A 19,160-nucleotide genomic window follows, 5' to 3' on the forward strand; every position below is an offset into this window, starting at 1 on the left:
CCGACCTCCCCGCCGGAGGCGGGCACACGCCCACACCTCGGGCCGGGCTCGGTGACGGGTGCGCGCGGGCGTGCACGCCGGGCGTTCCGCGCGGGCGCCGGGCGGGCCGGCCACCCTCCGGGGGAGTGACAGGAGGTTGCTACGGAGAACCGGAATGGGGGATTGTTGCCCTACGACAACTATTCCGTCGAGTTGATGAGGTGAGGGATTCGCCCAGCGGATCCTCGACATTTGGCTTACACCCACACGCAGGCGGCCGAAGCGCGGGAACGGCACTTCCCGTGGTCCGGGGCTCCCTGCCCGGTCCTGGTCGCCGACGCGCAGGCCGTGCTCATCCAGCGCAACGACGCGGCCGGTCTGCTGCTGCCGCTCGCTGATCCGGGGACCACGCTCGCGGGCGCGGTCCCGGAGTGGCTCCTGGAGGCCCACCTCGCCCTGGTCGCGGCCGGCGGCACGGACGGGGACGCGGGGGTGGAGCGCCCACCGGCCTCCGGCACGATCGGGGGGCGGAGCTTCGAGGCGCACCCGAGCGTCCGGTCGGACGGCGCGGTGGCGTGGTGGCTGGTCGACGACACCGATCACCGGCTGGCGCGGGAGGCGCTGCGCATGGAGCGCGAGCGGACCGCTTTCCTGGCGAAGGCGTCCAGCGCCCTGCTCGCCTCGCTCAACCTCGACCGCTGCATGGCCGTCACCGCCCAGCTGGCCGCAGAGAACCTGGCGGACGCGGCCCTGGTCCTGGCCCCCTCCAGGGGTCCGTGGCTGCCGGTGGTGAGCTGCGCGCGCGGCGGCGCCGCCGTGGAGTCCCGGCAGGCGGTGGACCCGGACGAGGTGCCGGGGCTCGGAGAGGCGCTGCGCGGCTTCCCGCCGGTGCCCTCCCGCTGGATCGACCCGGGTGCGGCTCCGGCCTGGATGGTGCCCGAGGGCTTCGGACCGGTGGGCTCGATCGTCATCACGCCGCTGCCCGGCCACGGCGTGCCCGCCGGCGCCCTGGTGCTGCTGCGCCGCTCGGAGAGCGCGGCGTTCTCCGAGGAGGAGGAGGTCTTCGCCCGCCTGTTCGCCGCCCGCTCGGGGGCGGCGATGTCCGCCGCGCGGCTGTACGCGGAGCAGGCCGCGATCAGTGAGGTCCTGACCCGCGAGCTGCTGCCGCCGGCCCTGCACCGGATCGGCGGGGTGGAGTACGCCGGCGGCTACCGGCCCTCAGCCGACCACGAGCGGGTCGGCGGGGACTTCTACGACGTGCACCCCGCCTCGGTGGAGGGCGACCCGTCCCTGGTGGTGCTGGGGGACGTGTGCGGCAAGGGCCTGGAGGCCGCCGTGCTGACCGGGAAGATCCGCAACACCCTGCACGCGCTGCTGCCGCTCGCCCGGGACCACGAGCGGATGCTCGACCTGCTGAACACCGCGCTGCTCACCTCCCAGCACACCAGGTTCGCAACGGTCGCCCTGGCCTCGGCGGTCCGCCGGGGCGGCGAGGTGGACCTGCGGCTGACCTGCGGCGGCCACCCGGCCCCGCTGATCGTCCGGACGGACGGCACCGTGGAGGAGGCCGACACCCGCGGCAGCCTGATCGGGGTCCTCCCTCGGGTCTTCGCCCACAGCGCCGAAGTCACCCTCGCCCCGGGCGAGTTCTGCGTGCTGTACACCGACGGGATCACCGAGGCCAGGGGCGGTCCGCTGGGGGACACCCAGTACGGCGAGGCCCGCCTGCGGCGGGCGCTGGCCGGATGCGCGGGCATGCCCGCCGAAGGCGTCGTGGAGCACGTCCAGATGCTGGCCTCCCAGTGGCTGGGCGGACGCCGCCACGACGACATGGCCGTCGTCGTCATCGCCGCGCCGCCCGCCCGGCACCTGAGCATGGTCGACGGGCACACCAAGGGCCGGTACACATGAGCGGCACCGCCCGGGGGTCCGGGGAGCTCACGGCCGGCCACCGGCCGCCGGACCGGCAGGGCGTGCCGCGAGCCCGGCAGGGCGCACCGAAGGACCGTCAGATAGCGCTCCGGGACGCCCTGTTGGACGCCGTCCTGGCCAAGGACGGGCCCGCCGCCACCGGCCTGGTGGTCGGCGCCCTGGACGAGGGGGCCGACCCGGAGGGCCTGCTGCTGGAGGTGATCGCGGCGGTCCAGCGCAGGATCGGCGAGCACTGGGCGGCCAACGAGATCAGCGTCGCGCAGGAGCACGCCGCCACCGCCGTCAACGAGCGCGCCGTCGCCGCCCTGGCCGACCACCGCACCGCCCGCGCCGCCCGTACGGCGGCCTCCGCCGCCGGCCGGGGCCGGATCGCGGTGGCCTGCGTGGACGGCGAGTGGCACGCGCTGCCCGCCCGGCTGCTGACCGAGGTGCTGAGGCTGCGGGGCTGGCAGGTCGACTTCCTGGGCCCGCAGGTGCCCTCCCCGCGCCTGATAGCCCACCTGCACACCACCCGGACCGACACGGTCGCCCTGTCCGGCTCGATCTCCACCCGGCTCCCCGCCGCCCACGCCGCCATCACCGCCTGCCAGGCCGTGGGCGTGCCGGTGCTGACCGGCGGCGCCGCCTTCGGCCCCGACGGCCGCTACGCCCGGCTGCTGGGTGCGGACGCCTGGGCTCCCGACGCCCGCACCGCGGCCGACCTCCTGGCGGCCGAGCCGCTGCCGCGCCCGCTGCCCGACCACCAGCCGCTGGACGACCTGCCGCACCTCAGTGACCAGGAGTACACCCTGGTCACGCGCAACGGCCCGGCCCTGGTCCGCACCGTGCTCGCCGGGCTGGAGGACGCCTGGCCCGCCATGCGGGCCTACAGCGACGTCCAGCGCGAGCGCACCGCCGAGGACCTCGCCCACATCGTGGACTTCCTCGCCACCGCGCTGTACCTGGACGACGAGGCCCTCTTCACCTCGTTCATCGGCTGGACCCGCCAGGTCCTGACGGCGCGCGGCGTCCCGGCGCACAGCCTTCCGCCCGCCCTCGGCCTCCTCGTGCAGGAGCTGAAGGACTTCCCGCGCGCCACCCGGCTGCTGCGGCACGGGCTGCGCGAGCTCGCCCACCGTCACACCACCCCGAAGGGGAAGACCGCATGACCGGCCCGTCCTCCGTTCCGCTCCGGCTCATCACGGTCGACACCGAGGACACCCTCCGCATGGAGCTCCACGGCGACCTGGACCACGACACGGCCGACGTGCTGTTGGACCAGGTCACCGCCCAGCTGACCGGCCGGCCGGGTCTGACGGACCTGCACCTGCACTGCGGCGGGCTGGGCCTCATCGACTCGACCGGCCTGTCCGTGCTCCTGATGATCCGTCGGCGCACCGCGGAGGCCGGAGCCCGCCTGCACCTCGACGACCGCCCCGCGCAGCTGGCCCGCGTCCTGGAGGTCACCGGCACGCTCGACTACCTCACCGCCCCCTGCCCGGCGGCGCCGACCCGGTCCGAGGACACCGGCTCGGCGATCCGCGTCCACCAGCCGGAGGGGAGCAGCTGAGGGCGCCGGCCCCGGGCTTCCGCCGCACCGGACGGTCCGCCCGGCGGCGGCTCACACCACCCGGCCGGCCGGGCTTCCGCTCGGGTCGTCCGGCAGGGAGACGGCGACGGTGACCCGCTTGCCCACCGGCTCGCGCTGCACCTCGAAGCGCAGGCACAGGGCCAGGACGACCTCCAGACCGTGCTGTCCGACCCGCGCCGGATCGGGGGGCAGCGCCATCGGCAGGGCCGACTCGCTGTCCCAGACGCTGATCCGCACGGCCTCCGCGCCGCGCTCCGGCTCCAGCTCGAGTTCCAGCAGGCACGGCCCGGGCGCGTACTTGCGGGCGTTGGTCACCAGCTCGCTCACCACCAGCTCGACGGCCTGCGCCGCCCGCGCCGAAACCCCGACCCCTGCCCCGGCCTCCAACTCGGCCAGGAACGCCCGGGCCCGCCGCCGAGCGGCCGACACCGGCTCGTCGCCCACGAACGACACCGCCAAGGCCCGACGGTCCGAGACCAGTTCCCCGTTGCCCCGCACGGACCTCTCCCTTCATCCCGCACCACGTCGGACACCACCCGGATACCCCCGTAACGGCAACACACTCCCCCGGACTTTCGGGAGTCACCGCGGCGTCCGGCCGGCCCCCCCGGGTGACGTACCGTCAGGGCCCTCACCGCCGCCGGGAGGGGCATCCGGTGCGGCCGACGCGGCCACGGCGTGCACGGCGGTGAACCCGGTCGTGCGGGGTGCGCCGGATCCGGCGGTGAACGCCCGACCGGCCGTGGCCGACGGCTCCGGGAGTGCCCCCGACCGGGTCGCCCACCCGCCGTGCCCCGGGCACCACCCTGCCCGGCCGACGGGCGCTGCGGCGCCCGCCGGTCCGGGTGGGTTCGTTCCGCACGAACGGGGCAGGAGCGTCCTCCCGGGGTCCCCGGGATGCAACACGGTCGTGAGGAGCCCGTCGATGTCCGTCCTGGTCCTGCTGTCCGCGCCACTCCTGCTCGCGCTGATCTTCGTGGTCGCCGCCCTGCTCCGCCCGGGGCGCGGCGCGGCGGCCATCGGTCGGCTCGGCGTGGCCCGAGCACGGCGGCGGCTGGTCGAGCTGCATCTCCGCAACACCCCCGACCACAACGGCTACGACCGCCACGGCAGCCACGCCCGCTGACCGCCCGGGCGGCCTGACGCCCTGACGCCGGATCAGCCCGGCCGCGTCTCCCGCGGGTCCGGCGGGCCGTCAGCACGGACCGCCCATCCGCAGGACCCGACGGGTCGTGAGCCTGCGGGCTGCGGGGCGCGGCCGGAGACTGGTGGGGATGATCCTCGGGCTCACCACCGCACTGGCCGCGACCGTCTGCTTCGGCTTCGCGTCCGTCCTCCAGGCGCGCGGCGCCCGGGCCGTCCCCCGGGAATCCGCGTTGCGGGCCGGCCTGCCCGCCCGGCTGGCGCGCAACGGCCCGTTCGTGCTCGGCACCGCGCTGGACGTCGCGGGCTTCGGGCTCAGCATCGTCGCGCTGCGCACCCTGCCGCTGTTCCTGGTCCAGGCGCTGACCAACGCCAGCCTCGCCGTCACCGCAGCCGCCGCCGTCCGCTACCTGGGCGTCCGGCTCCGCCCGCGCGACCTGGCGGGCATCACCGCCGTGGTGGGCGGGCTGATCCTGCTCGCCGCCGCCTCCGGTGCCACCGGCCGGGACCGGGCCGGGCCGCCGTTCCACTTCGCGCTGCTGCTGACGACCCTTCTGATGCTCCTCCTCACCGCCCTGCTGGCCCGCTGGGAGGGCGACGGGGTGGCGGTCGGTCTCGGCCTGCTGGCCGGGGTCGGCTTCGGCGTCACCAGCCTGGCCGTACGGGTGCTGGACGCCTCCGGGCCGCTCACGGTGTTCACCGACCCGGCGGCCTACGCCCTCGCCCTCGGCGGCCTCGGCGGCTACCTCGCCTACGCGCTGGCCCTGCAACGCGGGTCGGTGACGGCGGCCACCGCCGCCTCCGGGCTCTCCGAGACCGTCGGCCCCGGCGCGGTCGGCGTGCTCGCCCTCGGCGACCACGCCCGCCCGGGGCTCGGCTGGCTGGCGGCGGCCGGATTCGCGCTCGCGGTCGGCGGCGTGTCCGCCCTGGCCCGCTTCGGCGAGGTCGGCCCCGACGACCCGTCAGCCGCACCCGTCGCCCCCGCCGCCGACCGGAGCCCGGGCCCATCCGACCGGCCCGCTGACAGCACACGGCGCCCCGGCCCGTGAACGAGCCTCCCTGGCAATCGCCAGAACCCCACCAGAGTCCACCGAACCAACGCACCATCACCCCCGGCCGAGCTGTCCCGAGCACCCGCACCGATCCGCAACGACCGACGCCCGGAATCCCCGCCGCCGATCCCGCCCCGCGCGCACCGTCCGCCCGCACGACCACGCGGTCGCGAACGCCCGGTGCCCTCGGCAGAAGCGCGGTCCGGCCGTTCCGGTGAGACGGTGGTGGTTCCCGGCACGGCGGCCCCGGCCGCCTCCCGCGCCGATCCGGTGGACGGTGATCCATGGCTGACGCCCCGCACTCCGCTGCGACCCCCTGGCCGCCCGTCGTCCTGCTGACCGGCGCCTCCTCCGGGCTCGGCGCCGCCACCGCCACCCGCCTCGCCGCCACCGGCTGGCGCCTGCTGCTCTCCGGCCGCGACCGCCCCCGGCTGCGCGCCGTCGCCGCCGAGACCGGCGGGCTCGCCCTCCCCGCCGACCTCACCGCCCCCGGCGGGCCCGAACGCCTCGCGGCGAGCGCCCTCGCGGTGGACGGCCGGGTGGACGTGCTGATCGCCGACGCGGGCATCGGCTGGCGCGGACCGTTCGCCGAGATGCCGCTCGACACCCTCGCCAGCATGGTCGAGCTCAACCTCACCGCCCCGCTCCGGCTCAGCCGGCTGCTGCTGCCCGGCATGCTGGAGCGCGGTCGGGGCCGGATCGTCCTGGTCGGGTCGATCGCGGGCGCGGTCGGCGTCCGCGAGGAGGCCGTCTACGCGGCCACCAAGGCCGCGCTCGGGCTGTTCGCGGAGAGTCTGCGCTACGAGCTGCGCGGCTCCGGGGTGGGCGTCCGGGTGGTGGTGCCCGGCCCGGTCGACACACCGTTCTTCGCCCGCCGGGGCACCCCGTACCAGCGGGAGCACCCCCGCCCCAGTCGGCCGGAGCGGGTGGCCGAGACGGTGCACCGGGCGGTGACCGGCTCCCGGGACGAACTGGTGGTGCCGGGCTGGTTCCGGCTGCCGGGGCGGCTGCACGGGGCGGCGCCCCAGCTGTTCCAACGGCTGAACGCGCGGTTCGGCTGATGGGCCCGGGACGGGCGGCGCTGCTGGCCGGGGCGTCCGTGGAGGTGGCGCACCTGGCACCGGCGGCCGTCCGGCTCGGCCCGGTGCGCCGGGTCTGCTTCCCCCGCCTGGCCGGCCACGGCGCGCCCGGCCACGTCGCCCTCACCTTCGACGACGGCCCCGACCCGCGCGGCACCCCACTCGTCCTGGACCGGCTGGACGCCCTCGGGGTCCGGGCCACCTTCTTCGTGCTCGGCGAGATGCTGGAGCAATCCCCAGACCTTGGGCGGGAGTTGGCCGCCCGTGGCCACGAGGTCGCGGTGCACGGCTGGCACCACCGCCCGCAGTGGCTCCCCTCCCCCGCCCGGGACACGGCCGAACTCCGGCGCACCGTCGAGGCGGTGACCGCGCTCTGCGGCGTCCGCCCGCGCTGGTACCGGCCCCCGTACGGCGTGCTCACCACCGGGCTGCTGGCCGCCGCCCGGCGCTCGGGGCTGCACCCGGTGCTCTGGACGGCCTGGGGTCGCGACTGGACGGCGGCGGCCACCCCCGCCTCGGTCTACCGGACGCTCCGCCCCGGGCTGCGCGGCGGAGCGACGGTCCTGCTGCACGACTCGGACTGCACCTCCGCCCCCGGCTCCTGGCGTGCCACCCTGGACGCGCTGCCGCTGCTGGCCGCCCGCTGCGGTCAACTCGGCCTGACCCTCGGCCCGTTGCGCGAGCACGGACTGACGGGCCGTCACAGCCGGTAGCCGCTCACTCCCGCGCTCGGCATCCCACCCGAAACCCGGCCCGCCGCAGACCGGCCCCGCATGTGCGTCGGCGCACTGCGGATGCCGGAGCCCGCCTGCACCTCGACGACCGCCGGACCCGACGCCGCGTCAGCCAGTACCGCCCACAGGCCCACCACCGCCCGGCTCACGGCTCACGGCTCACGCCCCCAGCAGCCCGACCCTGGCCAACGCCGCCTCGAAGCCCGCCCGCCACGCCTCCGGCGAAGCGGCGGCGGAGGGCGTCGGCGCCGGGCGGTCCAGGGCCGCCAGGGCGTTGCGGACCACCTCCGCCGGGGCGGCCGAGGTGACGTCGGCGTGGCCGAGCTCCAGCTCGTGCTGGAGGTTGTCACGGCCGTGGCCCTGCACCACGTCGAGCAGCAGCAGGCGGCGGCCGATCGCCCGGGCCTCGGTGCAGGTGTCGCCGGAGCTGGTGACCACCAGGTCGGCGGCGGCCATCAGCGCGGGCACCTGGTCGGTGTGCCCGAAGGCGTGCAGGCGCGGCTGCCGCCGGGCCGACGCCCCGAGCCTGCGCTCCAGCTCGCGGTTGCTCCCGGCCACCGCCAGCACGTGCGGCCCGGCGTCGGCCAGCGCCCGGGCGGTCCGGGCGATCGGGCCGAGGCCCCACGCGCCGGACATCAGCAGCACGCACCGCGCGTGCGGCGGCACGCCCAGCTCGGCCCGGGCCTTCGCCCGCTCGGGCGGGTGGTAGAAGGCGGCCCGCAGCGGCGGGGCCACCACCTCGACGGCGGCCTGCGGGCGGTAGCGCCGCACTCCGCAGGCGGCCACCTCGGAGGTGACCAGGAACAGGTCGGTGCCCTCCTGCACCCAGAGCCGGTGCGGGGTCGCGTCCGTGCAGAGCACCAGGTGGGCGGTGTCCGGCAGTTCGGGGCGGAGCGCGTTGACGGCGGCGGTGGCGGTGGCGAACACCGACACCACCAGTTCGGCGGGCCGCTCCGCGAGCAACTCCCTTACCCTCGGCGCCAGTCGGGCCCGCGCTGCCGATTCGGCGAGCAGCGCGACCCGGGCCCCGGGGCGCAGCGCGGCGAAGTGGAAGGCGTCGTAGGCACCGGGCAGGTCGAGCAGCCGGCGGAAGACCCGCTCGCCGACGGCCGAGCCGGAGCGGCCGAGCAGGGCCATCGCGTCCACCGTGCGGGTGGTCCAGCCGCGCGCGTGCAGGGAGTCCGCGCACGCCTGGGCCATCACGTCGTGGCCCTGGCCGAGCGAGCCCGAGATGAGCAGGGCGTGCGGCACGGTCAACTCCTCACCGGCGGAAGGTCATCGGGCTCGCCCGCCATCCCACGCGCCGCTGCCGTCGCCGTCCCGCTCCCGGTACCAGTCGACGTAGCGGCGGACGCCCTCCGCGAACGGCGTGACCGGCGACCAGTCCAGCAGGCGGGCGGCCTTGGCGTTCGAGATCCGGCGCGAGGCGTAGTCGGCGGCCCGGGCCGGGACCTGCTCGACGGTGACCGGGCCGAGCAACTCGTCGACGGTGTCGGCGATCTGACGGATCGAGACCGGGGTGCTGCCCTCCAGCGCGATGGTCTGGTCCTCGGCGGCGGCGGACAGCGCACGGACGTGGGCCTCGGCCAGGTCCTCGACGTAGACGAAGTTGCGGGTCTGCGCGCCCGTCCCGGCGATGGTGATCGGCCGCCCCGCCAGCGCCGCCTGCACGAAGCGGGCGATCACCAACTCGTCCCGCATCCGGGGGCCGTACGGGATGCCGTAGCGCAGCACGGTGAAGTGCTGCCCGTAGAGCTCGCGGTAGCTGTGCGCGACCAGCTCGGCGGCCAGCTTGCCGGCCACGTAGAGGTGCCCGCTGCGCCCCAGGTCGATCGGCGCGTCCTCCGTCAACTCCGCTGCATCAGAGTCCCGTTCACCGGAGGCTGCGCCGTACACCCAGACCGTGCTGGCCAGCACGGTGCGGCCCACGCCGCTGCGCCGGGCGGCCTCCAGCACGCTGGTGGTGCCCTCGACGTTGAGCCGCACCGAGCGCACCGGGTCGGCCTCGATGCGGCCGACGTCGGCCATCGCGGCGAGGTGGAAGACCGCCTCGCTGCCCTCGAAGGCCGCCGCCAGGCCGTCCGGGTCGAGGATGTCGACCGGGGCGTACCCGGCGCCGGCCGGCAGGCCGTCGGCCACCGTGTCGACCACCAGCACCCGGTGCCCGGCGGCGAGCAGCCGGTCGGCGACGTGCGAGCCGATGAATCCGCATCCCCCGGTGACGACCACCCTCATGACGCTCCCTCACCCCACCAGCTCGGCGTGCACCGCCGTGACGGCGGTGATCACCTGGTCGACCTCGTGGTCGGTCATGTCGGAGTGCACCGGCAGGCAGACGTGCCGGGCGCAGACGTCCTCGGCCACCGGCAGCGGCCCGTGCGCCAGGCCGGCGAAGACCGGCTGCCGGTGCAGCGGCAGCTCGTAGACCTCACCGGCGAGCCGGACGTCGAAGCGCTCGCGCAGCGCGGTCCTGAACCGGGCCCGGTCGGTGCCCGGCGGGAGCAGCAGCACGTACTTGTAGAAGTTGCTCCGACCGCCGGGCGGTTCGGTCAGCGGCTCCAGGCCGTCCAGCGGGGCGAGCGCGGCGGTGTACCGCTGCGCGACCGAGCGGCGGACCTCGACGAACTCCTTGAGCCGGCGCAGGTGCACCTCGCCGATCGCCGCGTTCGGCTCGCTCAGCCGCCAGGAGGCGCCGTGCCGGACGTGCAGGTTGGTGCCGAAGCTGCCCTTGCCCTGGTCCCGGTGGATCCGGGCCTCGTCGCGCAGCTCGGCGGACTCGGTGAGGATCATCCCGCCCTCGCCGCTGGTCACCACCTTGGTCGGGTAGAAGGAGAAGGCCCCGGCCACTCCGAAGGTCCCGGCGGGGCGCCCCTGGTGGCTGCACCCGTGGGCGTGCGCCGCGTCCTCGACCAGCGCGATGCCCCGGGCGTCGCAGAGCCGCCGCAGGGCGTCGACCCGAGGGGTGATCAGCCCTCCGATGTGCACCAGCACCACGGCGGCGGTGTCGGCGGAGAGCGCCGCCTCGACGCTGTCGGTGCTCAGCGCGAAGGTGGACGCCTCGACGTCGGCGAAGACCGGCCGCCCGCCCGCGTGCAGCACGGCGGCGGCGGTGGCGTAGAAGGTGTTGGCGGGCACCACCACCTCCCGGTCCGTCACCCCGACGCAGCGCAGGGCGATCTCCAGGGCGGCGGTGCCACTGGCCACGGCAACGGCGTGCGTGCTCTGGTGCGCGGCGGCGAAGGCCGCCTCGAACCGCTCGGTGTGCGGGCCCAGCGTCAGCGCGCCGGTGGTCAGGCTCTCCGTCACCGCCGCCGCGACCGCCGCGCGGTCGTCCTCGCTGAACACCACGCGGGCGGGGGACACGGACATGCGGCACCTCCGGCGCCCGGTACGGACCGGGACGAATCGGTCGGAAGACCTCAGGCTACGGTCGGCCGCTCCCGATCTGCGGGAGCACTCCGGGAGTTCACCCGGCTGCCGTGTCACCCTGCGGCCGAGGTGGCGCGGCCCCCGGCCTCAGGCGTTCGCCGCCGCCCGCTCCACCTCGGCCCGGACGTACGCGGCGCTCGCCGCCGGGTCGTAGTCCGGCCCGACGCCCTCGGCCAGCACCACGTCGGCCTCGATGTGCGCGGTGCGCAGCGGCAGGATCGCGCGGTAGCCGGGCGAGTCGTACCAGGCCCGCGCGGTGGCCGCGTCGGGGAACTCGATCAGCACCATGTGGCCGGGCCAGCTGCCCTCCAGCACCTCGGTGGGCGCCCCGTGCACCAGGAAGCGGCCGGCGTAGGGGGTCAGGGTGGCCTGGATGCGCTCCAGGTACTCGACGATGTCCAGGTGCGGGCGGCGGGTGCGCAGGTTGGCGAAGGCGTAGGCGGTCATGGCGGGCTCCCCCGGTCCGGGCCGCCCGGGCCGGGCGGCGTCGATGGACCGAAGCTATCCGGGGGTGCGGGCGGCGGGCGATTACCCGGCAGGTAATGCGCCCGGTCGCCCGCACCGCTCCGGACGGGCCGTCAGGAGAAGCTGACCGACCGGAGCTTGAGGAGCGGGCCGAGCTTCTTGCCCGGGGTCATCACGTAGTAGGTGTCGCCGTCACAGTCGAAGTCCAGGAAGACGGTGGCGGTGGCGTCGGTCTTGTTCCACGGCGCGGAGCCCGGCAGCAGGTCGGTGGTGTGCGGCAGGTTGATGCACTCCCCGCTCTCGGGGTCCAGCAGCGTACGGGTCTTCCCGAGCGCGCCCTTGTACTCGAACTCGCCGTTGGCAGCCGAGGCGGAGGACATCGGTACGGAGACGGTGATCAGCAAGGCCCCGGCGGCGGCGAGCAGGGAGTGACGGAGTCGCATGATGGTTCCTCAAGTACGTACACGCCGGACTGTCCGGCGCCCCGTGCCTCCCCACTCCGCGGCCCGTTCACCACCCCACCACTCGAACGAGTGACGTGACCCACCCGTCCGGCCCCACCACCCGCCGTCACGGTTGACGGTCCGTCACCGGACGTCGGGTCAGACGGCGGACGGCCGCCCACTGTCGGGCTCCGCCGCCGGGAAGGCCGTCCCGGTCAGCCGCTCCGACTCGACCCAGAGCCGCGCGGCCGTCTCCGGGTCGCTGGCGGCGGTGGAGCGGCCGACCAGGGTCGGGGCGCCCCGGCCCTCGGCGAAGCCGTCGGGGCCGACGTAGGAGGCGCCGGGCAGGTCCATGGTGGCGGCGTAGAGCGAGGGCAGCGCGCCGGAGCGGCTGTCCTGGGCGACCACCCGGTTCCCGATCGCCATCAGGGCGCGGCGCACGGCGCTGCCGTCGTGGCCCTGGAGGTTGGTCGCGGCGTAGCCGGGGTGGGCGGCCAGGGCGCGGACCGTGGAGCCGGCGGCGGTCAGGCGGCGCTGGAGTTCGAGGGTGAAGAGCAGGTTGGCCAGCTTGGACTGGGCGTAGGCGCGGACCGGGTGGTAGCCGCGCCGGAGGTTGAGGTCCTCGAAGTGGATCCGGTTGCCGGGGTACTTGTGCATGCCGGAGGCGACCGTGACCACCCGGTCGGTGAGGTGCGGCAGCAGCAGGTTGGTGAGCGCGAAGTGACCCAGGTGGTTGGTGCCGAACTGGGTCTCGAAGCCGTCGGCCGTGGTGCCCTCGGGGAGGTTCATCACCCCCGCGTTGTTGACCAGCAGGTCCAGCTCCCCCTCCCAGCCGGCCGCGAACTCCCGCACCGAGGCGAGATCCGCCAGGTCCAGCCGCCGCACCTCGACGCTGCCCTTGCCCCCGGCCACGGACGCGACGACGGACGCGGCGGCGGCCTCGCCGCGCCGGACGTCGCGGACCGCGAGCACGACGTGCGCGCCGGCCCGGGCGAGGGCGTCGACGGTCGCGATGCCCAGGCCGCTGTTGGCCCCGGTCACCACCGCCCGTCGGCCGCTCTGGTCGGGGATGTCGCCGGTGTTCCACTTCACTGTGTTGGCCATGGCACGAATGTAGGCAGCGCCAACAATGCTGTCAATGACAACAATGTAGGCGGCGGACACATCCCGGTAGAGTGCGAGCCATGCACACCCGCCGCTACCACCACGGAGACCTGCGCGCCGCCCTGCTGGAGCGCGCCGAGCAGGTGCTCCGGGAGAAGGGCCCGGCCGCCCTCTCGCTCCGTGAGCTCGCCCGCGACCTCGACGTCAGCCACGCCGCGCCGAGCCGCCACTTCAGGGACAAGCAGGCCCTGCTGGACGCCCTCGCCCTGACCGGTTTCGAACGGCTCAACACCGCGCTGACCGCCGACGCCCCGGCGGACGGCCCGTTCGCCGAGCGGCTCGGCGCCCTGGTGCGCGGCTACGTCGGCTTCGCCACCGCGCACCCGCAGCTGCTCGACCTGATGTACGCGGTGAAGCACGACCCGCAGGCCACCGAGGCGCTGCTCACCGTCGCCCACCACGGACTGGCGCTGGCCGCCGAGCTGGTGACGGAGGGTCAGCGCACCGGCGAGGTCCGCCCCGGCCCGGCCGAGCAGCTCTGCCTGCCCGCCCTGGCAGCCGTGCACGGCTACGCCGGCCTGGCCGCCAGCGGCCTGCTGCCCCCGGGCGAGGCGGCGGCCGGACTGGACGACGTGGTGGCCTTCGTCCTGCGCGGCTGCGCCCCCGACCCCTCGGCCTGACCCGGCTTCCCGGCACCCCACCCCGCCGCCACGGCCTGACCCGCCCTCACCTCGGCCGCTCCACCCCAGCCGACGGTGTGCGAGGACGGCCGCACGGACCCGTTCGGCGTGGGCGGATGGGCCCGGCTACGACATCCCCCCGCCGCTACCCCAGCCCGGCCGCCTTGCGCAGCAGCACCGACCGCTCTCGGGCGTTGCGGCACAGCCGGGCGGCGAGCTCCAGCTCCTGCCGGGCCTCGGCGGTGCGGCCGAGCCGCGCGAGCAGCTCGCCCCGGACGGTCGGGAGGAGGTGCGAGCCCGACAGCCGCCCGGTGGCGGCCAGCTCGTCCACGATGAGCAGGGCCGGTGCGGGTCCGCCGGCCATCGCGACGGCCACCGCGCGGTTGAGATCCACGATCGGCGAGGGGGCGACTCGGCCGAGTGCCTCGTACAGCAGGACGATCCGGTCCCAGTCGGTCTCCGCCACGGACGCGGCCCGCGCGTGACAGGCCGCGATCGCCGCCTGGAGCCCGTACGGGCCGAGGCCGCGCCCGACTGCCGAGGCCCGGTCGAGGGCGGCCCGGCCGCGTCGGATCGCCGATCGGTCCCACAGGCGCCGGTCCTGGTCCTCCAGCAGCACCGCCTCCCCGTCGGGCCCGGTCCTGGCCGGGAACCGTGCGGCGGTCAGCTCGCACAGGGCGAGCAGCCCGTGCACCTCCGGTTCGCCGGGCAGCACGGCGGTCAGCGTGCGGGCCAGCCGGACGGCCTCGTAGGCGAGGTCGGGGCGCTGGAGGTCCTCGCCGGCCGTCGCGGTGGAGCCCTCCGTGAAGATCACGTACAGCACGCTGAGGACGCCGCCGAGCCGGCTCTGCCGCTCCTCGGCCGGTGGCAGTTCGAACGGGACCCGGGCGGCGGCCAGGGTCTTCTTCGCGCGGGTGATCCGCGCCTGGACGGTGGGCACCGGCACGAGGAACGCCCGGGCGATCTCCTCACTGGTCAGCCCTCCCACCACGCGCAGGGTGAGCGCGACCCTGGCCTCCGGCGCCAGGACCGGGTGGCAGGCCGTGAACACCAGCGCCAGCACGTCGTCGTCGACCCGGTCCGGATCCCACAGCAGTTCCTCGTCCGGCTCCCGGGCGGTGCTGCCGACGCCCGAGCTGAACTCGCCCTCGGCCAGCCGGCCCGCGAGCGACGCGTACCGCTCCTCCAGCGCCGCCTTGCGGCGGTACCCGTCGATCGCCCGGCGCCGGGCCGTCGCCAGCAGCCAACCCACCGGGCTGGCCGGGGTGCCGTCGCGCGACCAGCTGACCAGCGCCTCGGCGAGCGCCTCCTGCGCCACGTCCTCGGCGAGCGCGAAGTCCCCGGTGTAGCGGGTCAGTGCGCCGACGATCCGGGTCGACTCGATGCGCCAGAGGGCCTCGACGGCCCGCCGTGCCGATTCGGCGATCGGCGGGCCGTCGGAGGGAGCGGATGTCACAGCTGGCCGGTCCGCTCGCGCCACGCCCGCTCCTTGGCGATCCACTCGTTGTCCTGCGGGAACTCCTCGATGCCGGGGACCCGGCGGACCTCGCACTTCGACCCGGGGAAGGCCGGCAGCCGCTTGGCCCACTCGACGGCCTCCTCCTTCGAGGCGACGTCGATCAGGTAGAAGCCGCCGAACAGCTCCTTCGTCTCGCCGTACGGGCCGTCGGTGACCACCGGGGACTCCCCGCCGAAGTCCACCACCACCCCGCCGACCGGGTCGTCCAGGCCCTCGGCGGCGACCAGCACACCGGCCCGGATGAGTTCCTCATTGAACCGCCCCACGGTCTCGAGCATCTCCTCGAACGGCGTCTCCATCATCTTCGCGTTGGACTCGTCCGAGCCGCGCATGATCAGCATGTACTTCGCCATCGTCATCACTCCTCGTTCAAGGGGCCGGTCCTCCGGCCCTCTCCACCTCAGGTCGAACGGCGAACCGGTGGATCGACACGTCGGCCACGATCACCCCGAACTTTTTCCGGCCGCTTTCGAACCCGCCCCGGGTGCCCTGCCTCGTGGTGTCCCCGTCATGGTGCGAACCGGGCCTGGGCCGCCAGGACGGCCTCGGTGTAGCGCCCGGCCCACGCGCCCATCGCACGGATCGGGCCCAGCAGCGCGAGGCCGGCCTCGGTGAGCGAGTAGTCGACGCGCGGCGGGGCCTCGGCGTACGCCTGACGCACGATCAGGCCGTTGTACTCCAGGCGCCGCAGGGCCTCGTTGAGGACCTTGGGGCTGATCCCGCCGATGCGGGTGATCAGCGCACGCGGCCTCATCGGCCCGCTCTCGCCGAGGATGTACACGATCACGCTGTCCCAGCGGTTGGCCAGTACCTCGAAGGCCACCCTCGCCTGGCAGTCCGCAGCGTACCCACCGCCGCCCAGGTCCTCGCCCAGGTCCTGCCCTGCCGCCTCTTCCACCGTGTCGCCCATACGCCCATCCTGCCCGGCCCGATGCACACCGTGCGGTGTGCATCGGCACCTCTAGCGTCCTCCCCGTCAGACCCCGCACGTCTCGCGACACCGACGACAGGAGCAAGCAATGCGCATCGGCATTCTCGGTACGGGGGCGATGGCCACGTCCCTCGGCGCGGCCTGGGTCCGCGCCGGCCACGACGTCCGGGTGGGCGGTCGGGACACCGGAGCGGCCTCCCGCACCGCCCTCCTCACCGGCGCCTCCGGGCACGGCAGCCTCGCCGACGCCGCAGCCCACGGGGACGTGGTGCTGATCGCCGTGCCGGCGGGCGCCGCCCCGCCGCTGGCCGAGGAGCTCGCCCCCCGGCTGGCCGGGCGGACGGTCATCGACTGCACCGTTCCCATGGCACCGGGCGCGGACGGCCCGGCCCTGACCACGGCCGGCGGCACCTCCGTCGCCCGCCTCATCGCGGACGCCGCCCCCGGCGCCCACGTGGTGAAGGCGTTCGGGGTGTGCCACGAGAGCATCTGGACGCTGGACCGGCCCGCCTTCGAGGGGGCCCCACTGGCGGTCCCGTTCTGCACCGACCAGCCGGGAGCCGCCACCCGGGTGGCGGAGCTCATCACCTCCATGGGCTACACGCCGCTGCCCTGCGGCGGGCTGGATCGTGCGGCCCTGCTGGAGGCCACGGCGGTCTTCGCCGTCGGAGTCTGGTGGTCGGGCGCCGAGGCCCGATTCGCCTTCCCTGCCCCGGCGTTGGCGCCGGGAGCCCTCGACGACTAGCCGACCGTGACCCGGGCCAGGGCCCAGGACGTGTGGTCGAAGGAGGTCCGGCTGTTGGCGTCCTCGACCACCAGCCGGAGCACCCGGACACCCCGCACGTCCAGGTCGACGGCCACCGGCCCGCCGGCCGCCGTCAGGGTGGGCGTGGTCAGCAGCAGGCGGTCGTCGCCGTAGACCTTCGCCCGGGTGGCGCCCAGGCTGCTCTGCTGCGCCGAGAAGTCGTCGATCCCGACCAGCGCGGTGAACCGCACCGCCGCTCCCCCGAGGTGGTAGGCGATGTCGCTCGGCGCGTGCACCCCCAGCCCCTTGGCGTACGCGGTGCCGCCGAAGGCGATCGGCGGGCCGTCCCCGGCCGCGTTCTTCCCGTTGGAGGCGTCCCGCTCCACCGGGCCCCAGCCGTTGGCCGCACTGATCCAGGCCAGGTCGGAGAGGTACGCGTCCGAGGTCGGCGCGGGCGGCACCGCCGGGACGGCCCGGGCGGCCGAGTAGCGGACCGCCCCCGCCGCCGCGACCGCGCTGCCCTCCGCCACCAGCACCGCGCCCGGGGGGACGGACGGCGCGGTGACCTGCCAGGAGGCCGACAGCCGCGCCCCGGCCGCGAGCTGATCCGCCGTCACCGGGCCGACCGCCGTGACGGTCCACCCGGCCGGGGCGCGCAGCGCCAGTGCGGCCGAACTCCACGGCCGCGCCGAGCCGTTGTCCAGGGTGGCCGTCACGGTGAAGGCGCGGCCCGGGACCACCGTCGCGGGCAGCACCAGCCGGGCGCCGAAGGGCTTGCGCGGGTAGACGTCCTGCCAGGAGGCCCGCATCAGGGCGACCAGCTCGGCCGCCTTGGCCGGATGGGCGGAAGCCACGTTCCGGGTCTCGCCCGGGTCGGTGGCCAGGTCGTAGAGCTCCACCTGCCACTTGTCGTCCGGCAGCGCGCGGTTGCGCTCGGGGGCGAACCGCACCGCCTTCCAGTTCTCCCGCCGGGCCGCCTCGGCCAGCCAGGTGGCGCGCTTGGCGTCCTGCGCGTTGGCCCGGCTGGTGACGCCCAACTCGTCGCGGTACCAGTAGAGGTGGCCGTGCCGGGCGGAGTCCGGGCTGCCGGTGAGCAGCGGTGCGGCCGACAGCCCGTCCACGTCGGTCGGGGCCGGGGCCCCGGCCAGCTCCGCCAGCGTCGGGAGCACATCGGTGAGCGGGGTCGGCCGGTCGCTGGTGCCCGGCCGGACCCGTCCCGGCCCCCAGGCGATCAGCGGGACGCGGACGCCACCCTCGTAGAGGTTGCGCTTGTAGCCGCGCAGCGGCCCGTTGGCGTCGAACAGGTCCGGGTCGACCCCGCCCTCCTCGTGCGGGCCGTTGTCACTGGTGACCAGGACCACCGTCCGCCCGTCCAGCCCGCGCTCGCGCAGCCGGTCGACCACCCGGCCGACCAGCGTGTCGAAGTAACTCACCTGTGCGGCATGCCCCTTGTTCGCCGCCGACCAGCTGCGCCCGGCGTAGGCACCGGTGTCCGGGACGTCGCTCGGCGCGTGCGGCACGTTCGGGGTGAGCAGCAGCAGGAACGGCTCGGCGGCGTGCGCGTCGATGAAGTCCAGGGCGTGCCGCTCCAACAGGTCGGGCGCGTACGTGCCCTTCGCACCACCGGCGTTCGCCGGGATCGCCTCCTTCACGTCGTTGTGCCACAGGTAGTCGGGGTAGTAGTCGTGCGCGTGGTCGTGGCTGACGTAGCCGTAGAACTCCTCGAAGCCCCGGGCCGTCGGGTGGCTCTCCTGGCCCGCCGCCTCCGGGCCGAAGCCCCACTTGCCGATCACGGCCGTCCGGTAGCCGCGCGCCCGGAGCAGCTGGGCGAAGGTGGTGTCCTCGGCGGTGAGCGAACCCTGCCCGCCGCCCTGCGGGTTGGCCCGCACGGTGGCGTGGCCGGTGTGCAGGCCGGTCAGCAGCGAGCCCCGGGACGGGGCGCAGACGGCGGCGGTGGAGTAGGCGTCGGTGAACCGCAGACCCTCGGCCGCCAGCGCGTCCAGGCGCGGGGTCCGGATCAACTTCTGCCCATAAGCGCCCAGTTCACCGTAACCGAGGTCGTCGGCGAGCACCACGACGAGGTTCGGCCGGGCCGGGTCGGGAGCAGCGGCCACCGGGGCGGCGGCGAGACTCACCCCGGCGCCGGTCGCGGTGGCGCCGAGGGCGACGGCCGAGGCGGACAGGAAGGTGCGACGGGTGGGCATGACGGAACTCCTCGACGGCCACGGGGGATTGCGTCGATCATCGGCCACCACCGCCCGGCAGACCATGCACACGGCATGAACGGGTTGTTGCAGGACGACGGCCCGAGTCCCCTCCGCTGCCCGCCGCCGGGGCGCCGTTCGTTCGGGCACC

The 19,160-nt window shown here is 75.5% G+C and carries 20 protein-coding genes; 9 read left to right on the plus strand and 11 right to left on the minus strand.

Annotation, left to right across the window (positions count from 1 at the left end; translation table 11 throughout):
• Positions 1-306 precede the first annotated feature (306 nt).
• From ACIRBX_RS34760 to ACIRBX_RS34770, 3 genes are read left to right on the plus strand one after another with little or no spacing between them, the layout of a single operon-like run.
• Positions 307-1,890, plus strand: coding sequence for a PP2C family protein-serine/threonine phosphatase (locus tag ACIRBX_RS34760; protein WP_402303774.1), 1,584 nt, complete (start codon positions 307-309; stop codon positions 1,888-1,890).
• A complete protein-coding gene (locus ACIRBX_RS34765) occupies positions 1,887-3,059 on the plus strand; it encodes a B12-binding domain-containing protein (RefSeq protein WP_402303611.1) in 1,173 nt (390 codons plus the stop codon). Before ACIRBX_RS34760 ends, ACIRBX_RS34765 begins: the two co-directional genes overlap by 4 nt.
• Complete coding sequence (locus ACIRBX_RS34770) at positions 3,056-3,460, plus strand: STAS domain-containing protein (protein ID WP_402303613.1); 405 nt, start codon at positions 3,056-3,058, stop codon at positions 3,458-3,460. The genes ACIRBX_RS34765 and ACIRBX_RS34770 overlap by 4 nt, the downstream gene beginning before the upstream one ends.
• Positions 3,461-3,511: 51 nt before the next feature.
• Here the strand turns inward: ACIRBX_RS34770 and ACIRBX_RS34775 are convergent, their stop codons facing one another.
• Positions 3,512-3,979, minus strand: coding sequence for an ATP-binding protein (locus ACIRBX_RS34775; protein ID WP_402303616.1), 468 nt, complete (start codon positions 3,977-3,979; stop codon positions 3,512-3,514).
• A 427-nt stretch (positions 3,980-4,406) separates the two neighbouring features.
• Here ACIRBX_RS34775 and ACIRBX_RS34780 point away from each other — a divergent pair, with 427 nt between their 5' ends.
• The 4 genes from ACIRBX_RS34780 (at position 4,407) to ACIRBX_RS34795 (ending at position 7,468) form a co-directional block, all read left to right on the plus strand.
• On the plus strand, positions 4,407-4,607 hold the full coding sequence (locus ACIRBX_RS34780) for a hypothetical protein (protein WP_402303617.1): 201 nt from the start codon (positions 4,407-4,409) through the stop codon (positions 4,605-4,607).
• Between the two features lie 148 nt (positions 4,608-4,755).
• Positions 4,756-5,673 (plus strand): hypothetical protein, encoded by a 918-nt coding sequence (locus tag ACIRBX_RS34785; protein WP_402303620.1) that lies wholly within the window; start codon positions 4,756-4,758, stop codon positions 5,671-5,673.
• Between the two features lie 287 nt (positions 5,674-5,960).
• Positions 5,961-6,737: an SDR family NAD(P)-dependent oxidoreductase gene (locus ACIRBX_RS34790; RefSeq protein ID WP_402303621.1), complete on the plus strand. Its 777-nt coding sequence runs from the start codon at positions 5,961-5,963 to the stop codon at positions 6,735-6,737.
• On the plus strand, positions 6,737-7,468 hold the full coding sequence (locus ACIRBX_RS34795) for a polysaccharide deacetylase family protein (protein WP_402303622.1): 732 nt from the start codon (positions 6,737-6,739) through the stop codon (positions 7,466-7,468). Before ACIRBX_RS34790 ends, ACIRBX_RS34795 begins: the two co-directional genes overlap by 1 nt.
• A 180-nt stretch (positions 7,469-7,648) precedes the next feature.
• On the opposite strand, the gene ACIRBX_RS34800 is transcribed toward ACIRBX_RS34795, so the two are convergent.
• From ACIRBX_RS34800 to ACIRBX_RS34825, 6 genes are all read right to left on the minus strand, one after another.
• Positions 7,649-8,740, minus strand: coding sequence for a hypothetical protein (locus ACIRBX_RS34800; protein ID WP_402303624.1), 1,092 nt, complete (start codon positions 8,738-8,740; stop codon positions 7,649-7,651).
• 24 nt (positions 8,741-8,764) lie between these two features.
• Positions 8,765-9,724 carry an NAD-dependent epimerase/dehydratase family protein gene (locus tag ACIRBX_RS34805; protein ID WP_402303625.1) on the minus strand — a complete coding sequence of 320 codons (960 nt, stop codon included), beginning with the start codon at positions 9,722-9,724 and terminating at the stop codon, positions 8,765-8,767.
• Between the two features lie 9 nt (positions 9,725-9,733).
• On the minus strand, positions 9,734-10,858 hold the full coding sequence (locus tag ACIRBX_RS34810; RefSeq protein ID WP_402303628.1) for a DegT/DnrJ/EryC1/StrS family aminotransferase: 1,125 nt from the start codon (positions 10,856-10,858) through the stop codon (positions 9,734-9,736).
• A 147-nt stretch (positions 10,859-11,005) separates the two neighbouring features.
• Positions 11,006-11,365 (minus strand): DUF1330 domain-containing protein, encoded by a 360-nt coding sequence (locus tag ACIRBX_RS34815; RefSeq protein ID WP_402303629.1) that lies wholly within the window; start codon positions 11,363-11,365, stop codon positions 11,006-11,008.
• Between the two features lie 131 nt (positions 11,366-11,496).
• Positions 11,497-11,826, minus strand: a complete 330-nt coding sequence (locus ACIRBX_RS34820; protein WP_402303632.1) for a hypothetical protein — start codon at positions 11,824-11,826, stop codon at positions 11,497-11,499.
• 159 nt (positions 11,827-11,985) lie between these two features.
• Complete coding sequence (locus tag ACIRBX_RS34825) at positions 11,986-12,930, minus strand: oxidoreductase (RefSeq protein WP_402303633.1); 945 nt, start codon at positions 12,928-12,930, stop codon at positions 11,986-11,988.
• A gap of 80 nt (positions 12,931-13,010) precedes the next feature.
• On the opposite strand from ACIRBX_RS34825, the gene ACIRBX_RS34830 reads away from it, so the two are divergent.
• Positions 13,011-13,610: a TetR/AcrR family transcriptional regulator gene (locus ACIRBX_RS34830; protein WP_402303634.1), complete on the plus strand. Its 600-nt coding sequence runs from the start codon at positions 13,011-13,013 to the stop codon at positions 13,608-13,610.
• Positions 13,611-13,755: 145 nt separating this feature from the next.
• On the opposite strand, the gene ACIRBX_RS34835 is transcribed toward ACIRBX_RS34830, so the two are convergent.
• From ACIRBX_RS34835 to ACIRBX_RS34845, 3 genes are all read right to left on the minus strand, one after another.
• Positions 13,756-15,090 (minus strand): RNA polymerase sigma factor, encoded by a 1,335-nt coding sequence (locus tag ACIRBX_RS34835; RefSeq protein WP_402303636.1) that lies wholly within the window; start codon positions 15,088-15,090, stop codon positions 13,756-13,758.
• Positions 15,063-15,482 (minus strand): YciI family protein, encoded by a 420-nt coding sequence (locus ACIRBX_RS34840; RefSeq protein WP_402303639.1) that lies wholly within the window; start codon positions 15,480-15,482, stop codon positions 15,063-15,065. The genes ACIRBX_RS34835 and ACIRBX_RS34840 overlap by 28 nt, the downstream gene beginning before the upstream one ends.
• Positions 15,483-15,637: 155 nt before the next feature.
• A complete protein-coding gene (locus tag ACIRBX_RS34845) occupies positions 15,638-16,039 on the minus strand; it encodes a winged helix-turn-helix transcriptional regulator (protein ID WP_402303641.1) in 402 nt (133 codons plus the stop codon).
• A 109-nt stretch (positions 16,040-16,148) separates the two neighbouring features.
• Here ACIRBX_RS34845 and ACIRBX_RS34850 point away from each other — a divergent pair, with 109 nt between their 5' ends.
• Positions 16,149-16,805 carry an NADPH-dependent F420 reductase gene (locus ACIRBX_RS34850; protein WP_402303644.1) on the plus strand — a complete coding sequence of 219 codons (657 nt, stop codon included), beginning with the start codon at positions 16,149-16,151 and terminating at the stop codon, positions 16,803-16,805.
• Here ACIRBX_RS34850 and ACIRBX_RS34855 read toward each other — a convergent pair.
• Positions 16,802-19,009 (minus strand): sulfatase-like hydrolase/transferase, encoded by a 2,208-nt coding sequence (locus tag ACIRBX_RS34855; protein ID WP_402303646.1) that lies wholly within the window; start codon positions 19,007-19,009, stop codon positions 16,802-16,804. The genes ACIRBX_RS34850 and ACIRBX_RS34855 overlap by 4 nt on opposite strands.
• Between the last annotated feature and the right edge of the window lie 151 nt (positions 19,010-19,160).

Source organism: Kitasatospora sp. NPDC096147, assembly GCF_044763225.1.
Classification (GTDB): Bacteria; Actinomycetota; Actinomycetes; order Streptomycetales; family Streptomycetaceae; genus Kitasatospora.

What these genes read in the sequence shown, in the direction of transcription:
- ACIRBX_RS34840 (WP_402303639.1), bottom strand. Translation starts at nt 15,482, where the DNA reads ATGGCGAAGTACATGCTGATCATGCGCGGCTCGGACGAGTCCAACGCG.
- ACIRBX_RS34855 (WP_402303646.1), bottom strand. Translation starts at nt 19,009, where the DNA reads ATGCCCACCCGTCGCACCTTCCTGTCCGCCTCGGCCGTCGCCCTCGGC.
- ACIRBX_RS34785 (WP_402303620.1), top strand. Translation starts at nt 4,756, where the DNA reads ATGATCCTCGGGCTCACCACCGCACTGGCCGCGACCGTCTGCTTCGGC.
- ACIRBX_RS34810 (WP_402303628.1), bottom strand. Translation starts at nt 10,858, where the DNA reads ATGTCCGTGTCCCCCGCCCGCGTGGTGTTCAGCGAGGACGACCGCGCG.
- ACIRBX_RS34820 (WP_402303632.1), bottom strand. Translation starts at nt 11,826, where the DNA reads ATGCGACTCCGTCACTCCCTGCTCGCCGCCGCCGGGGCCTTGCTGATC.
- ACIRBX_RS34825 (WP_402303633.1), bottom strand. Translation starts at nt 12,930, where the DNA reads ATGGCCAACACAGTGAAGTGGAACACCGGCGACATCCCCGACCAGAGC.
- ACIRBX_RS34790 (WP_402303621.1), top strand. Translation starts at nt 5,961, where the DNA reads ATGGCTGACGCCCCGCACTCCGCTGCGACCCCCTGGCCGCCCGTCGTC.
- ACIRBX_RS34830 (WP_402303634.1), top strand. Translation starts at nt 13,011, where the DNA reads ATGCACACCCGCCGCTACCACCACGGAGACCTGCGCGCCGCCCTGCTG.
- ACIRBX_RS34780 (WP_402303617.1), top strand. Translation starts at nt 4,407, where the DNA reads ATGTCCGTCCTGGTCCTGCTGTCCGCGCCACTCCTGCTCGCGCTGATC.
- ACIRBX_RS34795 (WP_402303622.1), top strand. Translation starts at nt 6,737, where the DNA reads ATGGGCCCGGGACGGGCGGCGCTGCTGGCCGGGGCGTCCGTGGAGGTG.
- ACIRBX_RS34770 (WP_402303613.1), top strand. Translation starts at nt 3,056, where the DNA reads ATGACCGGCCCGTCCTCCGTTCCGCTCCGGCTCATCACGGTCGACACC.
- ACIRBX_RS34815 (WP_402303629.1), bottom strand. Translation starts at nt 11,365, where the DNA reads ATGACCGCCTACGCCTTCGCCAACCTGCGCACCCGCCGCCCGCACCTG.
- ACIRBX_RS34765 (WP_402303611.1), top strand. Translation starts at nt 1,887, where the DNA reads ATGAGCGGCACCGCCCGGGGGTCCGGGGAGCTCACGGCCGGCCACCGG.
- ACIRBX_RS34805 (WP_402303625.1), bottom strand. Translation starts at nt 9,724, where the DNA reads ATGAGGGTGGTCGTCACCGGGGGATGCGGATTCATCGGCTCGCACGTC.
- ACIRBX_RS34845 (WP_402303641.1), bottom strand. Translation starts at nt 16,039, where the DNA reads ATGGGCGACACGGTGGAAGAGGCGGCAGGGCAGGACCTGGGCGAGGAC.
- ACIRBX_RS34850 (WP_402303644.1), top strand. Translation starts at nt 16,149, where the DNA reads ATGCGCATCGGCATTCTCGGTACGGGGGCGATGGCCACGTCCCTCGGC.